Consider the following 19839-nt stretch of genomic DNA (forward strand, 5'->3'; position numbering starts at 1 on the left):
GGCCTACTCGACACCGCTGGCGCCGTCCAGAACCTGGCGGACCTTGCGCGCGAGGTCCTGCGGCAGGAAGGGTTTGGAGATGACCGGCAGTTCGCTGCCGCCCACGTCGGTGCGTTCGATCGAGTTCTCGGCATAGCCCGTCATCAACAGCGTGCACATCGCAGGCCAGCGCTGCCTGGCCTCGCGCGCCAGCATCACGCCGTTCATGCCACCGGGCATCACGAGGTCGGTCAGCAGCAGATCGAAGCTGCGCTGCTCCAGGATGGCCAGGGCACCGGCCGCGCTGTAGGTCACCTCGGCGGCGTAGCCGTAGTCCTCCAGCATCAGCTGCGCGAGGTCGGCCACATCCTGGCGGTCGTCCACGATCAGCAGCCGCTCCGAGCCGCGGCGTCGCGGCTGCACGGGCTGCGCAGCCTCGCGCTCGGTCGCCTCATCCGCCGCGGGGAAGTACATGCGCACCGTGGTGCCGATGCCCTCTTCGGAGTAGATCCGCACGATGCCGCCCGATTGCCTGGCGAAGCCGTAGACCATCGACAGGCCCAATCCCGTGCCCTTCCCCTCTTCCTTGGTGGTGAAGAAAGGGTCCATCACCCGCGCTGCCACGGCCGGCGGCATGCCGACGCCGTTGTCGGTGAAGGACACGCTCACGTAGCGGCCCGGCAGGAGCTCGTCGAAGCCGGCGCGCGCGCTGGGCTGGACATCGACGTTCTTGGTCTGGATGCTGAACTGCGGGTCGGACCGGCCCTGCAGCGCATCCCGGGCATTCAGGTAGACGTTCAGGAAGGCGACTTCCATCTGGGTCGGGTCGATGCGGCTGTTCCAGAGCGGCCGGGCCAGGTCCACACGCAAGGCCGCGCCACCGAGCGACTGCCGCGCCAGGTCCAGGGACGACTCCACCAGGGTGTTGAGGTTCACGACGCGGCCATGGAGCTTCTGCTTGCGCGAGAACGCCAGCAACTGCTGCGTGAGGGTGCTCGCGCGTTGCGCGGCGACACGGGCGCTGGCCACGCTGCGGGCGATCTTCTCGCGTTCGGGCCGCGGCGCGCCCACGGCCCGGTCGAGGATGTCCAGGTGCCCCAGCATCACCTGCAGCAGGTTGTTGAAGTCGTGCGCGATGCCGCCCGTGAGCTGGCCGAGGGCCTCCATCTTCTGCGCCTGCCGCAGACCTTCCTCGGCGTCGCGGCGCCGGCTCACGTCGAGCTGGGAGGCGAAGAAATAGGTCAGTTCGCCGGACTCGTTGAGCACCGGCGAGATGAACAGGGCGTTCCAGAAGGCCGAGCCGTCCTTCTTGTAGTTCACCAGCTCCACGGCGATCTCGCGCCGTTCCGCGATCGCGCTGCGCACCTGCGCGACGATGGCGCGGTCGGTGTCCGGACCCTGCAGGAAGCGGCAGTTGGCGCCGATGATCTCGCTGGCCTCGTAGCCCGTCATCTCCAGGAACGCGTGGTTGGCGAAGACGATGGGGTTGTCTTCGCGGTGCGGGTCGGTCACCAGCATCGGCATGCGCGTCGTCTGCACGGCAGCGAAGAAGATGTTGTGGCCTTCCCTGCTGATGTCGCCGGTCGCGCTGTCGAGCACCCGGACGGGTGCCGTCTTGTGGACTGCCATGGACGTTGCCGCTCCAAGAAATGTGGTTGTTGTCGTCTGAGGCGCACGCGCCGCGCCGCAGCGGCTGTGCCGCAGGCCGCCTGCGCGCTTTCTCAGGCGCGCAGTCTCCCTGCATGGAACGCTGATTGTCTGTAGGACAGGGCGGGACACACGCGCACGCCCACTGCGATGGGGAGCGCGCGCAGCGCGCACGCCACGGTCGTCAGGCCGCTGCGGAGGAGGGCGCGTTACCCCCGCGCGTGCGACGCCGTGCCGGCCTGGCCAGCTGTGTGCCATTGGTCAGCGGGTCTTCCTGGAGCACCAGGCGCGACACGGCCCAGCCGCCCTTGTGGTGCTTGCGCAGCATCTCGCGCAGCAGCGGCCCCGCACGGTCGCGCAGCGCGGCCAGCATCTCGCCATGCTCCTGCACGGCCTGGCGCCAGCGGCCGGCCTGCTGGTTGCCGGCGTAGCGGTAGCGCCGGATGCGCGCGCACTCGGCCGCGTAGATGCGCGAGAGCACCGGGTTGCGGGCCGCGTCCACCATGCACTGGTGGATGGCCTGGTTGATTTCGAAGTAGGACATCAGGTCGCCGGCCGCATGCGCCGCCACCATGCGCGCGTGCAAAGCATCGATGGCCAGCAGCTCGCCGTCGCTGATGCGCTCGCAGGCCGGCTCGGCCGCCATGCTCTCCAGGCCGATCAGCACTTCGATGGCTGCCTCGACCTCGGCCAACGAGAGGGCCGTGACCACGGCACCGCGGTTGGGCTCCAGCGTCAGCAGCCCCTCGGCCGCGAGGATCTTGAAGGCCTCGCGCAGCGGCGTGCGCGAAATGCCTTCCAGCTGCTCGGCGATCACGCGCTCGGACAAGCGCTGGCCCGGCGTCAGCGTGCCCGAAACGATCAAGGTGCGCAGCCGCGCGGCCGCCTGTTCGGTGCGCATGCCATCGCGGCCCGCGCCCTTGCGCGGCGTTGCTGGTGCCTGGTCTTGTTCGGTGTCCACAACCATCTTGTACCTCGAAGTTCATGCACTTTGGCATCGAGCGCGCCTTAACCTAGGGTTTTCCCTGGCCTGAAACACGCAAAGTGCATGCAAACTCGCTTCATTCCTCTTCACGGTGCGCCCGAACCCGCCGTTCTGCGCGCCAACTGCATTCACATGGACCATCTTCACCGATACGCCGGCGTCACCCAGCCCATCGAGGTGTGCGTCGTCGGCAGCGGCGGCTTCGGCCGCAGTTTCCTGGCCCAGTCGATCCGCGTGCGCACCGTCAGCACCCGCGTGGCCGTCGATCTCACGCCGGCCATCGCGGCCGAAGCCTTCGCTGCCATCGGCCTTGCGGCCGACCAGGTCGCGCAGTGTCACACGCCGGCCGAGGCCGCCGCGGCCTGGGAGCAGGGCCTGTGCATCGCCGCCGGCGACGTGGCCACCGTGCTCGGCCTTCCGCTGCAGGTGATGGTGGAGGCCACCGGCCACCCCGAGGCCGGTGCGCGCCATGCGCGACTCGCGATCGAGGCCGGCCTGCACGTCGCGCTGGCCTCCAAGGAGGTGGACAGCGTGGTCGGTCCCGAGCTGTCGCGCCTGGCCCGCGCCAAGCGCCGCGTGGTCACGCCGGTGGACGGCGACCAGCCCTCGCTGCTGATCGGCCTCGTGACCTGGGCCCAGGCCCTGGGCTTCACGGTGCTGTCGGCCGGCAAGTCCAGCGAGTACGACTTCGTGTTCGACGCCGCCACCGAGACCATGCACAGCAATGGCCAGGCGGTCGCCGTGCCGGGCTTCGGCGCGCACTTCGGGCTGGGCGAGGGCGCCGTGGGCGCACGCGTGCAGGCCCGTGCCGAGATCTGTGCCGCGCTGCCGCAGCGCGCCGTGCCCGACCTCTGCGAACTGCAGGTGGTGGCCAACAGCACCGGTCTGATGGCCGACGTGTCGCCGCTGCACGCGCCGATCGCGCGGCCGGCCGAGGTGCCCGACCTGTTCGCCACGCAGGCCGAGGGCGGCCTGTTCGCACGCGACGGTGCGATCGACGTGTTCCACTGCCTGCGCCGGCCCGACGAGCTGAGCTTCGCCGGCGGCGTGTTCGTGGTGATCGGCTGCGACGACGCACCGACCTGGGAGCTGCTGGCGGGCAAGGGCCATGTGCTGAGCCGCGACCGGCGCCGCGCCATGGTCTACATCCCGCGCCACCTGCTGGGCCTGGAGGCCATGACCAGCGTGCTCGATGCCGCCTTGCTGGGCGTCTCCAGCGGCGCGCAGGCACCGCAGCCGCGGCTGGACCTGGTGGCACGCAGCACGAAGGCGCTGGCGGCCGGCACGGTGCTGGCCATGGGCGGCCACCACCACACGATCGACGGCATGGCGGCCGAACTGGTGCCGGCCGCGCCGCTGGCCGCCGGCACGCCGGCGCCGTTCTACCTGGTCGGCAACCACCGCCTGGTGCGCGACATCGCCGCCGGCCAGCTGGTCTGCTTCGACGACATCGCCATCGACCCGGATTCCGAGCTGCTGCGCCTGCGCCGGCAGCAGGACGCCGCCTTCTTCCCCGCAGCCTGAACGATTCCCAAGGAGACACCATGCGCACCGCATTCCGCTCGCTTTCCGTCGCCGCCGCCATTGCCGGCGTCTTCGCTGCCCAGCCGGTCCTGGCCGATTGGAAGCCGACCCGCCCGGTCGAGTTCGTCGTGACCGCCGGCCCTGGCGGCGGCACCGACCAGTTCGCCCGCGTGGTGCAGGCCACGGTGCAAAAGCACAAGCTGATGCCTGTGCCCATCATCGTGACCAACAAGGGCGGCGGCGCCGGCTCCGAGGCCATGGTCTACCTGCAGTCCTCGCAGGGCGATGCGAACAAGCTGGTGTTCTCCACCAACCTGGCCTACCTGATGCCCATGATCACCAAGGTGGGCTACAAGATCGAGACCATGACGCCGGTGGCCATCATGGCGGCCGACGAGTTCCTGCTGTGGTCCAACGCCGAGAGCCCGTACAAGGACGCCAAGGGCTTCATCGACGCGGCACGCGCCAAGCCGAACGGCATCAAGATGGGCGGCGCCCAGTCCAAGGATACCGATCACATCCTCACGCGCCAGATCGAGATGACCACCGGCGTGCAGATGACCTATGTGCCGTTCAAGTCGGGCGGCGAGGTCGCGGCCCAGCTGTCGGGCGGCCATGTGGATGCCAACCTCAACAACCCGTCCGAGAACGTCTCGCACTGGCGCGCCGGCAAGGTGCAGCCGCTGTGCGTGTTCACCAAGGAACGCCTGAAGATCGACGGCAAGGTGCAGGGCGGCAAGGGCTTCGCCGACGTGCCGACCTGCAAGGAGTCGGGCATCGCCATCGACACCTTCAACATGCCGCGCACGGTCTGGGCCGCCGGCGGCCTCACGCCCGAGCAGGTCAGGTACTACGAAAACGTGATGGCCCAGGTGCGCGAGAAGCCCGAGTTCAAGGAGTGGCTGGCGCGCGGCCTGCAGACCGAGATGTTCCTGACCGGCGCCAAGCTCAAGGACTACATCGCCGCCGACGCGGCCAAGAACAAGGCCCAGTTCGCCAAGGACGACTGGCTCGTCAAGGACTGAACGCCATGTCGGTCTCGATCCGGCGCCAGGCCATGGAGGTGACCATGGCCGGGCTTCTCGCCGCCTTCTCGGCGGTCGTCATCTACGGCAGCCTGCAGCTCGACTCGGGCTGGGGCAGCACCGGCCCGCAGGCCGGCTACTTCCCGCTGCGCCTGGGCGTGCTGCTGCTGGCCGTGAGCCTGCTGCTGGTGGTCAACGCCGTGCGCCAGCCCGTGGACGGCCCCTTCGCCGACGGCACGCAGCTGCGCCGCGTGTTCTCGCTGTTCGGCCCCACGGTGGTGCTGGCCCTGGCCGCGCCCTTCCTGGGCTTTTACCTCGCCTCGGCGCTGTTCCTCCTGTACATGTGCCGCGTGCACGGTGGCTTCGGCTGGGGCCGTTCGCTGTTGATCGGCTTCGGTGCCGCCGTGGTGCTGTACGCCGTGTTCGAACTGTGGTTCGGCGTGCCGCTGGCGCGCGGCCCGCTCGAGGACTGGCTCGATATCCTGCGCACCGCCGCCTGATCGCTTCGCCATGCTGGACCAACTCAACTACCTCGCCATCGGCTTCGAGACCGCGCTGACGCTGCACCATGTGCTGCTGATGGCCGGCGGCGTGCTGCTCGGCATCCTGGTCGGCGTGCTGCCCGGCCTGGGCGCGCCCAACGGCGTCACGCTGCTGCTGCCGCTGACCTTCACGATGGACCCGGTGTCCGCCATCATCCTGCTCTCGTCCATGTACTGGGGCGCGCTGTTCGGCGGATCGACCACCTCCATCCTGTTCAACATCCCGGGCGAGCCCTCGTCGGTGGCGACCACCTTCGACGGCTACCCGATGGCCCGCAACGGCCGCGCGCCCGAGGCGCTGGCCACGGCCTTCCTGGCGGCCGGCTTCGGCGCCATGGCCGGCGTCATCGTGGTCACGCTGATCGCCAACGCGATCGCCGATTTCGCGCTCAAGTTCGGCCCGCCGGAGTTCTTCGCGGTCTACCTGCTGACCTTCTGCAGCTACCTGGTCTCGGGCGGCTCGCCGCTCAAGACGCTGGCCTCGCTGCTGGTCGGCCTGATCCTGGCCACCGTGGGCATGGACACCGTGTCGGGCGAGATCCGCCTGACCTACGGCTCGGACACGCTGGTCAGCGGCATCTCCTTCCTGGCGGCCGTGGTCGGGCTGTTCGGCATCGGCGAGTTGCTGGTGACGATCGAGGAGGGCCTCAAGTTCAACGGCCTGAAGGCGCGCATGAGCTGGGGCGTGGTCTGGGATGCCGCCAAGAAGATGCCCAGCCATGCCGTCACGCTGGTGCGCTCCACCATCGTGGGCTGCTGGATGGGCATCACGCCGGGCGGGCCGACGGCTGCGTCCTTCATGTCCTACGGGCTGGCCAAGCGCTTCTCCAAGCGCCGCGCCAACTTCGGCAAGGGCGAGCCCGACGGCGTGGTCGCGCCCGAGGCGGCCGACCACTCGGCCGGCGTCTCGGCGCTCCTGCCCATGCTCGCTCTGGGCGTGCCGGGCTCGGCCACGGCCGCCGTGATGATGGGCGGCCTCATGATCTGGGGCCTGCAGCCCGGGCCCATGCTGTTCATCGAGCGGCCCGAGTTCGTCTGGGGCCTGATCTCGTCCATGTACGTGGCCAACATCGTGGCCGTGGTGCTGGTGCTGGCGACGATCCCGCTGTTCTCGTCCATCCTGCGCGCGCCGTTCGCGGTGGTGGGGCCGCTGATCATCGTGGTCTGCCTGATCGGGGCTTACACCATCAGCGGCAAGATGTCCGACGTGTACATTGCGCTGGCCTTCGGGGTGCTGGGCTACGTGTTCAAGAAGCTCGACTACCCGATCGCACCGCTGATCCTGGCCATGGTGCTGGGCGACAAGACCGAGGACGCGTTCCGCCAGAGCATGCTGCTGTCCGACGGCGCCATGGGCGTGTTCTTCGCCAACGGCCTGGTCGGCACCATCACCACGGCTGCGCTGGCGCTGCTGGCATGGGGCCTGGTGGGGCGCCTGTTCTCCAGGCGCGAACTGCCGGCCGCGGGCTGAACGACAAGGACAAGACATGGGTAATTCGACGGAACGCAAGGGCGGCGTGCGGCTGGGCTGCATCGCCGACGACTTCACGGGCGCGACCGACCTGGCCAACAACCTGGTGCGCGCGGGCATGCGCGTGGTGCAGACCATCGGCGTGCCGGGCGCGCCGCTCGATGCGCAGGCCGACGCCGTGGTGGTGGCCTTGAAAAGCCGCACCATCGCGCCGGCCGAGGCCGTGGCCCAGTCGCTGGCCGCGCTGCAGTGGCTGAAAGAGCAGGGCGCCGAGCAGATCTACTTCAAGTACTGCTCGACCTTCGACAGCACGCCCGAGGGCAACATCGGCCCCGTGACCGATGCACTGATGCAGGCGCTCGGGACCGGCTTCACGGTCGCCACGCCGGCCTTCCCGGACAACAAGCGCACGGTCTTCAAGGGCTACCTGTTCGCGGGCGATGTGCTGCTCAACGAGTCGGGCATGCAGGACCATCCGCTGACGCCCATGAAGGATCCCAACCTCGTGCGCGTGCTGCAGGCGCAGACGCAGAAGAAGGTCGGCCTGGTGGACTACCAGACCATCGCCCAGGGCGCAGAAGCGGTCCGCGCGCGCTTCGCGGCCCTGCAGGCCGAGGGCGTGGGCATCGCCATCGTCGATGCGCTGGCCAATGCCGACCTCGTGACCCTGGGCGCTGCGCTGAAGGGCATGCCGCTGGTCACGGCCGGGTCGGGCGTGGCCATTGGCCTGCCGGCCAATTTCGGCATCGCGCCGGATTCGCAGGCCGCCGCGCTGCCGGCGGCCGAGGGCCTGCAGGCCGTGGTCTCGGGCAGCTGCTCGGTCGCGACCAACCAACAGGTGGCCGCGTTCATCGCCACGGGCCGGCCCGCGCTGGCCATCGATCCGCTGCGCATCGCAGAAGGGGCGGATGTGCGTGGCGAGGCACTGGCCTGGGCCAGGGACAAATTGGCCAGCGGTCCGGTGCTGGTCTATTCCACGGCCGAACCCGCCTCGGTGCGCGCCATCCAGGGCCGCCTGGGCGTGGAGAAGGCCGGTGCCATGGTCGAGGAGACCATCGCCGGCATCGCGCGCGGCCTGGTCGAACTGGGCGTGCGCCAGCTGGTCGTGGCCGGTGGCGAGACCTCGGGCGCCTGCGTGCAGGCACTGGAGATCGCGCAGATGCGCATCGGCGCGCAGATCGACCCGGGCGTGCCCTGGTGCCATGCCCTGAGCCCGGCCGCGCCGCAGGGCCTGCACATCACGCTCAAGTCGGGCAACTTCGGCACGCCGGACTTCTTCACCAAGGCTTTCGCCAAGCGATGAGCGGGTTGCTCGATGAAGCCACGGCCCGTGCCGAGATCGTGCGCGTGGGCGCCAGCCTGTTCGCGCGCGGCTACGTGCACGCCACGGCCGGCAACGTCAGCGTGCGCCTGGCCGACGGCTACCTGATCACGCCGACCGACGCCTGCCTCGGCACGCTGGACCCCGCGCGCCTGGCCCGCCTGGACGCGCAAGGCCAGCAGACCGGCGGCGACCGCGCCAGCAAGACCATCGTGCTGCACCGGCGCATCTACGAGGCCAGCGCCGCCACGGCCCAGCCCGCGCGCTGCATCATCCACACGCACAGCACCCACCTCGTGGCCTGTTCGCTGCGCGACGAGGAGGCGGCCGAACTGCTGCCGCCGATCACGCCGTACTTCGTCATGAAGGTCGGCCGCGTGCCGCACATCGCCTACCGCCGCCCGGGTGCGCCCGAGGCCGCCGAAGCCGTGGCCGACGCCATCGCCCGGTACCAGCAGGAGGGCCGGCCGATCCGCGCCGTGATGCTCGCGCGCCTGGGTCCCAACGTCTGGCACGACAGCCCGGCTGCGGCCATGGCCACGCTGGAGGAGCTGGAGGAGACGGCCCGGCTCTGGCTGCTGACCCAGCCGAGGCCGCTGAACGCCGAGCAGATCGACGAATTGCGCCGCCAGTTCGGCGCCAGCTGGTGAATACACGTCCGTCTAGAATCGCCGGCTGTTTGCAAACCAACCGGGACGAGGAACTCTGAGCATGTACCAGGAAGACAAGGACGACACCCAGCGCGTGGGTCTGTGGATCACCTTCGGCATCGTGGCCCTGGTGGTCATCAGCACGGTCAGCGCCATGGTGGTGCGCCAGCTGCAAAGCATCGAAGCGCCGGCACCCGCTGCCGCGGTGGCCACACCGGTGGCCGTGGTGGTCGTCGAAGAGATCGTGCTGATCGAAGCCCCGCTGGCCGGCGACCTGGCCGCCACGCTGTATTTCGGCACCGGGGAGTCCGCGCTGCCGGCCGATGCCGCACCCCTGATCACCGCCGTGGCCCAGGCCCTGGCCGCCGCGCCGGCCCGCAAGGTCGTGCTGTCGGGCTTCCACGACGAGACCGGCGACGCCGCCAGGAACGCCGAGCTGGCCAAGCAGCGCGCGCTGTCGGTCCGTACTGCGCTGGTCGCTGCCGGCGTCGACAAGTCGCGCATCGCGCTGCGCAAGCCCGAGGTCACGACCGGCACGGGCTCCGACCAGGAAGCGCGCCGCGTGGAGCTGCGGCTGGTCGACTGAGCGCCAGGCGGCATCGACGCGAACCGGGCCTGGCCCGGTTTTTTTTTGGGCAACGGATCCGCATTTCTTTTGTGTTGTGTCATCTGGATGACACGCAGCGTTCATAACATTTCCTCACATTTGAGGATGCGTTCCCATGTCCGCTGCCGCCGAGTACCTGACCGATTCCCGTCCCCGTTTCCGCCAGCCCAGTGCCGCCGACCTGTGCATGGCGGTGCCGTGCATGACCACCGACGAGACCAATGAGAAGGTCATGGAGATGTTCAGCCGGCACCGCGACCTGGTCAGCCTGCCGGTGGTGGAGGGCCGACGGCCGATCGGCCTCATCAACCGCAGCATTTTCCTGTCGCAGATGAGCAAGCAGTTCCGCATGGAGCTGTACGGGCGCAAGAGCTGCATCGCCTTCATGGACAAGGAGCCGCTCGTCGTCGACGCGGCCATGGACATCGACACGCTGACCTTCAAGACCGTGGAGCACGGCGAGAAGGCGCTGTCCGACGGCTTCATCATCACGCAGGGCGGTGCCTTCCTGGGCGTGGGCAACGGCCTGCAGCTCATGCGCGTGGTGGCGGACATGCAGGCCTCGCGCAACCGCCAGATCATGCACAGCATCGAGTACGCCAGCGTGATCCAGCAGTCCACGCTGCGCAGCTCGCGCGAGGCGCTGGCGCGCGCGTGCCCTGCGGCCGACCTGGTCTGGGAGCCGCGCGACGTGGTCGGCGGCGACTTCTACCAGTTCAGCGAAGGCGAGGGCGGCTGGTTCGGCGCGGTGGCCGACTGCACCGGCCACGGCGTGCCGGGCGCGTTCATGACGCTGATCGCTTCCAGCGCGCTGACACAAGCGCTCGACCAGCACGGCACGCGCGACCCGGCGCAACTGCTGGGCGCCGTCAACCGCAGCATCAAGCAGACGCTGGGCCAGCAGGGCGGCGAGGACGCCACGCCAGGCTCGGACGACGGCATGGACGCGGCCTTCTTCTGGTTCGAGCCCGGCAGCCGCCGCCTGGTGTTCGCCGGTGCGCGGCTGGCGCTGTTCGTGCTGCCTCCCGGCGGCACGGAGGTGGAGCTCGTGGAGGGCCAGCGCAAGGGCGTGGGCTACGTGGACAGCGAGGCCGGCTACGCCTGGAACAACCACGAACGCACCCTGGAGGCCGGCAGCCTGGTGTTCATCACCACCGACGGCCTGATCGACCAGGTCGGCGGCCCGCGCGCGATCGCGCTGGGCAAGAAGCGCGTGCGCGAGGCCGTGCTGGCTGCGCCCGCCCGCACGCCCGCGGCCGTCAACGGCGCCGTGCTCGAGGCCCTGCGCGCCTGGCAGGGCGCGCACCACCGCCGCGACGACCTGACCTTCTTCAGCTTCTGCGCCTGAACGCCGCCGCCATGCCCACGCACCCCATCGCCGACAAATACGGCTCCTTCTTCAACCTGGCGCGCGAGCACCAGGTGATCTTCTACTACATGGGCTACTTCTCGCAGCACATCGTGGCGGCCATGGCCGACGCCGTGAAGCTGCAGCTGGAGGTGACCGGCGTGGCCGGCCCGACGCGGCGCAAGCTGTTCTCCTGCTTCATCGAGATGGCGCAGAACATCGTGCACTACTCGGCCGACGCGCTGACCTCGCCGACCCAGCGCGAGGGCGAGGTGCGCCACGGGTCGGTCTGCATCCGGCGCGAGAACGACGGCAGCTTCCTGCTGCTGTGCGCCAACCCCGTGGAGGCCCGCATCGCCGAGGAGCTGCGCGGCAAGCTCGAGGCACTGCGCAGCATGACGCTGGACGAGATCAAGCAGGCCTACCGCAAGACGCTGCGCGAGGAGACACCCGAGGGCAGCAAGGGCGCGGGCATCGGCCTCTTGACTGTCGCGCGCGACGCACGCGAGCCGCTGGAGTTCGACTTCGACGCCGCCGACGCGGCCGACGGCGCGCCGGTCTTCTACCTCAAGGCGGCCATCTGAGCCCCACCCGAGATACAGCATGGACAACCTCTACATCGCCCCGACGCCCAGTTCGCCCGAGGTGGACTTCCGCTTCGACCAGCACCAGCTGCACCTGCGCGGCGAGTCCTATCCGGAGAACGCCGCCGCCTTCTACGGCGAGGTCATCGCGCAGCTCAAGGACTACCTGGCGGCGCAGGACGGGCGCCGCATCGAGATCCACATCGCGCTGGCCTACTTCAACAGCTCCAGCACCAAGATGCTGTTCAACCTGATCGAGGCGCTGGACGATGCCGTGGAGGCCGGCAACCAGGTCGCTCTGCACTGGTACCACGACGCCGAGGACGACACCATCCTGGAGTTCGGCGAGGAGCTGCGCGACGACTTCCCGGCCATCGCCTTCACCAGCCATCCCGTGGAGCAGGGCTGAATGGACGCGCTCGGCGAGGCGCCCGACCTGTTCGAGGCCGAACACCGTGCGCTGCTGGCCGCGCGCGCGGCCCATGACGCCGGCCCCGGTGGCGCGCACGCGGCCCTGGGCGAGCTGCTGGTCGCCTATGAACGCCTGCTGCGCGAGACGCGCCGCCTGGTGCGCCGCAGCGACCGCGCCGAGCTGGAGATGACCCAGCTGAACCAGCGCCTGCAGGACCTGGCCGGCGAACTGCAGTACCGTGCCACGCACGACCCGCTGACCGGCGTGCTGAACCGCGCCGCCATCATCGAGCGCGTGAACCAGCTGTTCGCGCGCAACGGGCTCACGCTGATCGTGCTGGACATCGACCATTTCAAGCGCGTCAACGACAGCTTCGGCCATCCCATGGGCGACAAGGTGATCCTGGGCGTGGTGGCCTGCCTGCAGCAGGCGGTGCCGGCGCAGGGCCTGATCGGCCGTGTGGGCGGCGAGGAGTTCACGCTGCTGCTGCCGCACGACGACGCCGAGGCCGCCGAGGCCGTGGCCCAGCGCGCGCGCCGCGCGATCGAGGCCCATGCCTTCGGCCTGCCCGACGGCAGCCGCGTGACGGCCAGCTTCGGCATCAGCTGCCTGCCCACCGGCGCCAGCTTCGACGAGGCCTACGGCCAGGCGGACGAGGCGCTGTATGCCGCCAAGCGACGCGGCCGCAACTGCGTGGCGCACGCCGGCGGCGACCTGCAACTCCATCACTGAGATGCCTGCATCCGCATCCGCGCCGGCCCGCGCCAGCGCGATCCCGACCGCCGCGGCGGCGCGCGGCTGGCGCGTGCTCGTGGTCGACGGCGACGAGGACGTGCAGACCGCTGCGCAGGCCGGCCTGCAAGGCCTGGTGCTGTTCGGCGCGCCCGTGACGCTGCTGCAGGCCCGCACCGAGGCCCGGGCGCGCGCCGTGCTGCGCCAGCAGCGCGACCTGGCTGTCGTGCTGCTGGGCATGGACGCGCCGCACACCGGCTTCGGCCTCGTGGAGTTCCTGCGCGAAGGCCTCGCGCTGCAGCACACGCGCATCGTGCTGCGCACCGAGCAGTCCGCCCCCGCGCTGGAGCAGCTGCTGCGCTACGACATCGCCGATTGCCGCAGCAAGGCCGAACTCGCGCCGCCGCGCCTGCAGGCCACCGTGGCCGCGGCGCTGCGCGCCTACGAGCAGCTGTGCAACGCCGAGGCCAGCCGGCGCAGTCTGGAGCGCATCGTGCAGTCCGGCACGGCGCTGCTGGAACAGACCAGCCTGCAGGCCTTCGCCGGTGCCGTCATCGCGCAGCTGGCCGCCGTGCTGGACGTGCCCGAGGAAGGGATGCTGTGCCTGCGCGATGCGCGTGCGGCCGCCCAGGAGGGCGGCCAGGTGCTGGCCGCGGCCGGCCGCTTCGCCGGACTGGCCGGACAGCCGCTGCAGGCACTGCCCGCGAGCCGGGCCGCGCAGCTGCTGCAGCGCGCGCTGGCGCAGGGCGCCAACGTCTACGGCGCGCAGGGCGGCGTGGCGCTCTACATGGGCCGCCGCGACGGGCAGGACATGGCCGTCTATGTGCAGGCGCCGCGCCTGCGCAGCACGGCCGACCGCCAGCTGCTCGACGTGTTCTGCGCCAACCTGCGCACGCTGCGGCACAACCGCGACCTGCTCGAGCGGCTGCACCAGTCGGCCTACTTCGACACCCAGGTGGGCTTGCCCAACCGCGCCCACTTCATCGAGAAGGTGGACGCCTGCGCGCGGCGCGGCGCGCGCCACCACGTCCTGGCGCTGCTGGACATCGACGATTTCAGCGCCGCCAACGACGTCATGGGCCACCGTTTCGGAGACCGCCTGCTGGCCGCCGTGGCGCGGCGGCTGGCCGAGGCGCTGGCGCCCGGCGTGCTGCTGGCGCGCGTGGGCCCGGACACCTTCGGCGCGCTCGGCACCACCCGGCAGGTGGTGCCGCAGCGCCTGCTGGAATGCGTGCGCCAGCCGGTGCTGGTGGACGGCGTGCCGCACAAGGTCACGCTGACCTGCGGCCATGTGCTGCTGCCGCATGCGGTGGAGGCCGGCGCCGACCTGGTCAAGGATGCCACCATCGCGCTCAAGCGCGCCAAGCGCGACCACCGTGGCCAGGACCTGCGCTACGCCGAGCAGATGGGCGCCGAGGCGCGCGACCGTGCGCTGCTGCTGTCCGAGCTGCGCGCCGCCATCGACGACGCACGCCTGTACCTGGTCTACCAGCCGCAGCGCGACCTGCGCACCGGCGCGCTGGTGGGGCTGGAGGCGCTGCTGCGCTGGCGCACCGAGGACGGCCGCGTGGTGCCGCCGGACCGCTTCATCCCGGTGGCCGAGCATTCCGGCCTGATCGTGCCGCTGGGCCAGTGGGTGCTGGCGATGGCCTGCACCACCATGCGCCAGATGCTGGATGCCGGCTGCGCGCCGGGGCGCATGGCGGTCAACGTGTCGGTGGCGCAGCTGCGCGACCCTGGCTTCTTCGACACCGTGCGCGCCGCCCTGGCCGACCATGGGCTGCAGGGACGCCACCTGGAGCTGGAGATCACCGAGTCGGTGGCGGTGCTGCCGACCCAGCTGCTGGAGGCCACGCTGTCGGTGCTGCGGGCCGAGGGCATCACGATCGCGATCGACGACTTCGGCACCGGCTACTCCTCGTTGAGCTACCTGGAGCGGCTGCCGCTGGACCGCATCAAGATCGACCGCGGCTTCGTGCGCCAGCTGCGCGAGGCGCAGGGCGCGCGCATCGCCGAGACGGTCACGCAGCTGGGCCGCAAGCTGGGCCTGCAGGTGCTGGCCGAGGGAATCGAGGACGCCGCCACCTGGCAGGCGCTGGTGGACATGGGCTGCCACGAAGGGCAGGGCTACCACATCGCCCGGCCGATGGAGCGCGAGGCCTTGCTGGCGTGGCTGCAGCGCGAGGCCGCGGCCGAGCCGGCTGTGGCCTGAATCCCGTACGGCCGGCGCCGCCTGCAGGACCTACAGGAGCCAGTCGATCGGCAGCCAGGACAGCACGCGCACGCCCAACCGCAGCCACAGGCTGGTGCCGGGCTCCCGGTCCAGCACCAAGGGTGGATCGCTGCGGCCGTCCAGCCACTGCAGCCGCTCCTGCGGGCCCAGCCGCAGCTGGTAGCCGCGCTGGCGCGCTTGCTCGCGCAGCTGCCGGTCCAGCTGCGCGGCCAGCACCGGGCTGTCGATCACGAAGCCCAGCTCGGTGTTGAGCCGGGCCGAGCGCGGGTCGAAATTGAACGAGCCCACGAACAGCTGGCGGCGGTCGACCACGAAGGTCTTGGCGTGCAGGCTCTCGGCCGCGCTGCTGCCCAGGCGCAGCTTGGCGTCCGGGGCCTGGGTGTCGGCCTCGCGCCGCATCTCGTGGAGCTGCACGCCGGCGCGCAGCAGCGGTCTGCGCCAGGGCAGGTAGCCGGCGTGGACCACGGCCACGTCCGTGGCCTCCAGCGCGTTGGTGAGGATGCTGACCTCCACGCCGCGGGCCGCCAGCTGCTCGAACAAGGCGGCGCCGCGTGCCGTGGGCACGAAGTAGGGCGAGACCAGCTTCAGGCTCTGCGCCGGGGCGTCGACGAGGCGGGCCATGCGGGTGAACAGGAGGTCGCCGTCGGCCGCCTGCCCCAGGCCCTTGGCCGGGTCGTCGCTGACGAGTTCGACCGGCGCCCAGTGCAGCGGCAGCCGCGCCGCGATGAGGTCGGCCACGAAGGGCGAGCGCGCCACGGCGTCCAGGTACTGCCGGGTCCGCTCGGGCGGCGGTGCCAGGTCCTGGGGCAGGGCCGCGTCGTCGGTGCCGAACAGCAGTGCCACCGGATAGGACGAAGCGCTGGCCCAGTAGCGGTCGAAATCTTCCGACACGGCCTGCACCACGGGCCCGATGGCCAGCACGTCCAGGTCCACGAACAAGGTGTCGACCTCGGCGCCGAAGTACTCGTCGCCGACATTGCGCCCGCCCACCACGGTCGCCTGGTTGTCGGCCGTGAACGACTTGTTGTGCATGCGCCGGTTGGCGCGCATGAAATCGGTCACGAAGCCCAGGGGCTTGAAGCGCCGCTGCACGAAGGGGTTGAACAGCCGCACCTCGATCTGCGGGTGCGCGTCCAGCGCGGCGAGCAGGGCGTCCAGGCCCGCGCTGCCCAGGTCGTCGAGCAGCAGGCGCACGCGCACGCCGCGTTCGGCCGCGCGGCGCAGGGCCTGCAGCAGCAGCCGGCCCGACATGTCGTCGCGCCAGATGTAGTACTGCACGTCCAGCGTGCGCTCGGCGGCCTCGGCCAGCAGCATGCGCGTGGCGAAGGCGTCGCGGCCCTGGTCGAGCAGGAACACGCCCGACAAGCCCGGCCCGCGCGCGGCCACCTCGGCCTGCACGGCGCGGCCCAGCCGCGTGTCGGCCGTGTCCGGGTCGAGCCGGCTCCCGGTGCGGCCGTCCAGCGGCGGCAGCTGGGCGCAGCCGACCAGCGCCAGCAGGCTGGCGGCGCAGGCCATGCGGAACAGCTGCAGGAATCTGCGGGCAAAAGACATGGGAGTGGCAACCGGCGCAGGCTGCCACTGTAGCGGCTCGGAAAACCGGTTCAGCCGGCGGGCCTCACGCGGCGCGGCGTTCGCGCACCAGCAGCACGGGCACGGGCGCGATGCGCGCGAGCTGCTCGGCATCGCTGCCGATCAGCAGCCGGTCCACGCCGCGGCGCCCGTGCGTGCCGAGCACGATCAGGTCGGCGCCCAGCCGCGTGGCCTGCGCGGCGATGAGCTCGGACACGCGCTCGCCGCGGCTTTCCAGCAACGTGGTGTGCACGGCCACGCCCTGGGCCTGCAGCAGCGCGGCGGCCTGCTCCAGGATCTGCTGGCCGGCCTGCAGGAAGCGCGGCCGGATGTCGCCGATGTGCACGGCCGGCGGCTCGAAGCCCGTGATGTGCTCCATCGCGTCGACGATGTGCAGCAGCTGCACGCTGGCGCCGCTGAGCCGCGCGAGCACCAGGGCTTCGTCCAGGGCCAGCTGCGCCGTGGCGCTGCCGTCCAGCGGCACGAGAAGGGTCTTGTACATGGGAAGGGTCTTTCTCAAGGCAGGAAACCAGGGGGAGGGCGCCGCGGTTCAGCCAGCCAGCAGGTGCTGGGCGTGGCGTGCCGCGATCCACTCTTCGTTGGTGGGCTCCACGGCCACGCGCACGCGGCTGGCGGGGTCCGAGATCAGTGGCGCGTGGGCGGCGTTGGCCGGCAGATCCAGCGCGACGCCCAGCCAGCCCAGGCCCGCGCAGATGCGTTCGCGCAGCACCTGGCTGTGCTCGCCGATGCCGGCCGTGAAGACCAGCATGTCCAGCCCGCCCAGAACGGCCGTCAGCGCGCCGATCTCGCGCACCACGCGGCGCACGTAGAGCTGCAGGGCCAGCGCGGCGCGCGGCGTGTCGGCCTCGCGTGCGAGCAGCACGCGCGGGTCGGACGAGATGCCCGAGATGCCCAGCAGGCCCGACTCGTGGTAGAGCACGCGGCCGACCTGCTCGAGCGTGAGCTTCTCGATCTCCATGAGGTAGAGCACGGCGCCGGGGTCCAGCGCGCCCGTGCGCGTGCCCATCATGAGCCCGTCCAGCGCCGAGAAGCCCATGGTCGTGGCCTGGCTGCGCAGCTCCTGCATCGCGCACAGGCTCGCGCCAGATCCCAGGTGCGCGACGATGGTGCGTCCGCGCGCGGCCTCGCCATGGCGCTCGGCCAGCGCCACGGCCATGTAGGCGTAGGACAGGCCGTGGAAGCCGTAGCGGCGCAGCCCACGCTCGTAGGCCGCGTAGGGCAGGGGCAGCAACTGCTCGAGCAGCGGCACGGTGTGGTGGAAGGCCGTGTCGAAGCAGGCCACCTGCGGCAGCAACGGCTGCTCGCGCAGCAGGATCTCCATCGCCTCCAGCGCGAAGGGTTGGTGCAGCGGCGCCAGCGGCACCAGGGCCTTGAGGTCGGCCAGCACCTGCGCGTCCACGCGCACGGGCGCGAAGTACTTGGCGCCACCGTGCACCACGCGGTGGGCCACGGCCGCGATGGGCCGCCCGTCCAGCCAGCGCAGCACCTCGTCCCGGATCAGCCGCAGCGCCGCCGCATACGGGTGCGTGCTGCCCAGCGCGGCGGGCCGCACGGGCACCGTGCTCGCGCCGAAGTCCGGCTGCGGGCTGCCGATGCCCTGCACCTTGCCGTTCCAGGCCGGGGTGCGGCCCGGGTCGGCCGCGTCGAACACGCCGAACTTGATGCTGGACGAGCCGCAGTTCAGCACGACGATGAAGGAGGTGGGTGCGTTCATGGTGGGCTCTTCCGATAGTGCTCCGCCAGCAGCACGGCGATGGCGCAGGAGGCGATGCGGGTCTCGCGGCTGTCGGCGCGGCTGGTCAGCACGATGGGCACCTTGGCGCCCAGCACCACGCCGGCCGTGGCCGCGTCGCCCATGTACTCGAGCTGCTTGGCCAGCATGTTGCCGCTCTCCAGGTCGGGCACCACGAGCACGTCTGCCTGGCCGGCCACGGGCGAGACGATGCCCTTGGTGCGCGCCGCGGCGGCCGAGACCGCGTTGTCGAAGGCCAGCGGCCCGTCCAGCACGGCGCCCGTGATCTGGCCGCGCTCGGCCATCTTGCACAGCGCGGCCGCGTCCAGCGTGGCGGGCATGGCCGGGTTCACGGTCTCCACGGCCGCCAGGATGGCCACGCGCGGCTCGGCCACGCCGATCGCATGGGCCAGCGTGATGGCGTTGCGCACGATGTCGGCCTTGTGCTCCAAGGTGGGCGCGATGTTGATGGCCGCGTCGGTGATGATGAAGGGCCGGGGGTAGGCCGGCGTCTGCATCACGAAGCAGTGCGAGAGCCGGCGCTTGGTGCGCAGGCCCGCGTCCGCCGCCAGCACGGCACTGACGAGCTCGTCGGTGTGCAGGCTGCCCTTCATGAGGGCCTGCACCTGGCCCTGGCCCGCCAGCTCGGCCGCGCGCGCGGCCGCCGCGTGGCTGTGCGGCACGTCCTCGATGGCGATGCCCCTGAGGTCCAGGCCCGCGGCAGCGGCCACCGCCTCGAGCCTGGCGCGCGGCGCCACGAGCAGGGGCTCGATGAGGCCGGCGGCGCGCGCGTCCAGCGCGCCGCCCAGGCTCAGCGCGTCGCAGGGATGGACCACGGCCACGTGGATCGGTCCCAGCGGCCGCACATGCTGCAGCAGCCGCGGCAGGCCGTCGGCCGTGTGCAGCCGCACCTCGGGCAGCGTGGTGGCGGGTCGCTCGATCTTCTCGGACGGCGCCAGCACCTCGGCCTCGCCGTCGATGACGGTCTCGCCATGCTGGTTGGTACAGCAGCAGGCCAGCGTGACGCGCTGCCTGTGCGGCTCCAGCGCGCTCACGGTGACCGCGATCTCCAGCGTGTCGCCCACGCGCACGGGCCGCTTGAAGTGCAGCGTCTGGCCCAGGTAGACCGTGCCGGGGCCGGGCAGGCGCGTGCCCAGCACGGCCGAGATCAACGCGCCACCCCACATGCCGTGCGCGACCACGCCCGCAAAGCGCGTGGAGGCCGCGTACTCGGCGTCCAGGTGGGCCGGGTTCACGTCGCCCGAGAGCACGGCGAACAGCGCGATGTCCTGCTGCGTGAGCGTGCGCACGATGCGCGCGCTGTCGCCCAGCGCGAGTTCGTCGAAGGTGCGGTTGCGCAGCATCTGCGGCGCGCCCGTGCTCATCGTCGCCTCCATGGGAGGCTGTTCTGGAACTTCTGCATACTTCTCCTTTCGCGGCGGCCGCTGCCGCCTCTT

Annotated in this window: 18 protein-coding genes; 12 read left to right on the forward strand and 6 right to left on the reverse strand. The window is 70.9% G+C overall.

What is annotated here, in order from left to right; translation table 11 throughout:
• Positions 1-3 precede the first annotated feature (3 nt).
• Both ACSQ4M_RS22020 and ACSQ4M_RS22025 read right to left on the reverse strand, forming a co-directional pair.
• On the reverse strand, positions 4-1608 hold the full coding sequence (locus ACSQ4M_RS22020) for a histidine kinase famiy protein (protein ID WP_436191553.1): 1605 nt from the start codon (positions 1606-1608) through the stop codon (positions 4-6).
• 202 nt (positions 1609-1810) lie between these two features.
• Positions 1811-2587, reverse strand: coding sequence for a GntR family transcriptional regulator (locus ACSQ4M_RS22025; RefSeq protein WP_436191554.1), 777 nt, complete (start codon positions 2585-2587; stop codon positions 1811-1813).
• A gap of 156 nt (positions 2588-2743) precedes the next feature.
• On the opposite strand from ACSQ4M_RS22025, the gene ACSQ4M_RS22030 reads away from it, so the two are divergent.
• From ACSQ4M_RS22030 to ACSQ4M_RS22085, 12 genes are all read left to right on the forward strand, one after another.
• Entirely contained in the window at positions 2744-4135 is a 1392-nt protein-coding gene (locus ACSQ4M_RS22030) for an NAD(P)H-dependent oxidoreductase (RefSeq protein WP_436191555.1), read from the forward strand.
• A 20-nt stretch (positions 4136-4155) separates the two neighbouring features.
• Positions 4156-5160 (forward strand): tripartite tricarboxylate transporter substrate binding protein, encoded by a 1005-nt coding sequence (locus ACSQ4M_RS22035; RefSeq protein WP_436191556.1) that lies wholly within the window; start codon positions 4156-4158, stop codon positions 5158-5160.
• Between the two features lie 5 nt (positions 5161-5165).
• Positions 5166-5660: a tripartite tricarboxylate transporter TctB family protein gene (locus ACSQ4M_RS22040; RefSeq protein WP_436191557.1), complete on the forward strand. Its 495-nt coding sequence runs from the start codon at positions 5166-5168 to the stop codon at positions 5658-5660.
• 13 nt (positions 5661-5673) lie between these two features.
• Positions 5674-7173, forward strand: a complete 1500-nt coding sequence (locus tag ACSQ4M_RS22045; protein ID WP_056666984.1) for a tripartite tricarboxylate transporter permease — start codon at positions 5674-5676, stop codon at positions 7171-7173.
• A gap of 16 nt (positions 7174-7189) precedes the next feature.
• A complete protein-coding gene (gene otnK, locus ACSQ4M_RS22050; RefSeq protein ID WP_436191558.1) occupies positions 7190-8476 on the forward strand; it encodes a 3-oxo-tetronate kinase in 1287 nt (428 codons plus the stop codon).
• The gene (locus ACSQ4M_RS22055; protein WP_436191559.1) at positions 8473-9144 is read left to right on the forward strand and encodes a class II aldolase/adducin family protein; all 672 of its coding nucleotides are present in this window, start codon (positions 8473-8475) and stop codon (positions 9142-9144) included. The genes otnK and ACSQ4M_RS22055 overlap by 4 nt, the downstream gene beginning before the upstream one ends.
• Before the next feature lie 61 nt (positions 9145-9205).
• A complete protein-coding gene (locus ACSQ4M_RS22060; protein ID WP_436191560.1) occupies positions 9206-9730 on the forward strand; it encodes an OmpA family protein in 525 nt (174 codons plus the stop codon).
• A 136-nt stretch (positions 9731-9866) separates the two neighbouring features.
• Positions 9867-11099, forward strand: coding sequence for a SpoIIE family protein phosphatase (locus ACSQ4M_RS22065; RefSeq protein WP_436191561.1), 1233 nt, complete (start codon positions 9867-9869; stop codon positions 11097-11099).
• 11 nt (positions 11100-11110) lie between these two features.
• Positions 11111-11683 carry a SiaB family protein kinase gene (locus tag ACSQ4M_RS22070; protein WP_436191562.1) on the forward strand — a complete coding sequence of 191 codons (573 nt, stop codon included), beginning with the start codon at positions 11111-11113 and terminating at the stop codon, positions 11681-11683.
• A 19-nt stretch (positions 11684-11702) separates the two neighbouring features.
• Positions 11703-12092, forward strand: a complete 390-nt coding sequence (locus ACSQ4M_RS22075; RefSeq protein ID WP_436191563.1) for a DUF1987 domain-containing protein — start codon at positions 11703-11705, stop codon at positions 12090-12092.
• Positions 12093-12827 carry a GGDEF domain-containing protein gene (locus ACSQ4M_RS22080; RefSeq protein WP_436191564.1) on the forward strand — a complete coding sequence of 245 codons (735 nt, stop codon included), beginning with the start codon at positions 12093-12095 and terminating at the stop codon, positions 12825-12827. It begins immediately after the preceding gene.
• Position 12828: 1 nt separating this feature from the next.
• A complete protein-coding gene (locus tag ACSQ4M_RS22085; protein WP_436191565.1) occupies positions 12829-15039 on the forward strand; it encodes a putative bifunctional diguanylate cyclase/phosphodiesterase in 2211 nt (736 codons plus the stop codon).
• 30 nt (positions 15040-15069) lie between these two features.
• Here the strand turns inward: ACSQ4M_RS22085 and ACSQ4M_RS22090 are convergent, their stop codons facing one another.
• The 4 genes from ACSQ4M_RS22090 to ACSQ4M_RS22105 all read right to left on the reverse strand — a co-directional run bounded on the left by ACSQ4M_RS22090 (position 15070) and on the right by ACSQ4M_RS22105 (position 19779).
• The gene (locus ACSQ4M_RS22090; RefSeq protein WP_436191566.1) at positions 15070-16611 is read right to left on the reverse strand and encodes a phospholipase D family protein; all 1542 of its coding nucleotides are present in this window, start codon (positions 16609-16611) and stop codon (positions 15070-15072) included.
• 64 nt (positions 16612-16675) lie between these two features.
• On the reverse strand, positions 16676-17131 hold the full coding sequence (locus ACSQ4M_RS22095) for a universal stress protein (protein ID WP_436191567.1): 456 nt from the start codon (positions 17129-17131) through the stop codon (positions 16676-16678).
• Between the two features lie 48 nt (positions 17132-17179).
• Entirely contained in the window at positions 17180-18364 is a 1185-nt protein-coding gene (locus ACSQ4M_RS22100; protein WP_436191568.1) for an acetate/propionate family kinase, read from the reverse strand.
• Entirely contained in the window at positions 18361-19779 is a 1419-nt protein-coding gene (locus tag ACSQ4M_RS22105) for a bifunctional enoyl-CoA hydratase/phosphate acetyltransferase (protein ID WP_436191569.1), read from the reverse strand. The genes ACSQ4M_RS22100 and ACSQ4M_RS22105 overlap by 4 nt, the downstream gene beginning before the upstream one ends.
• Between the last annotated feature and the right edge of the window lie 60 nt (positions 19780-19839).

The organism is Pseudorhodoferax sp. LjRoot39 (assembly GCF_964253035.1).
Classification (GTDB): Bacteria; Pseudomonadota; Gammaproteobacteria; order Burkholderiales; family Burkholderiaceae_C; genus Pseudorhodoferax.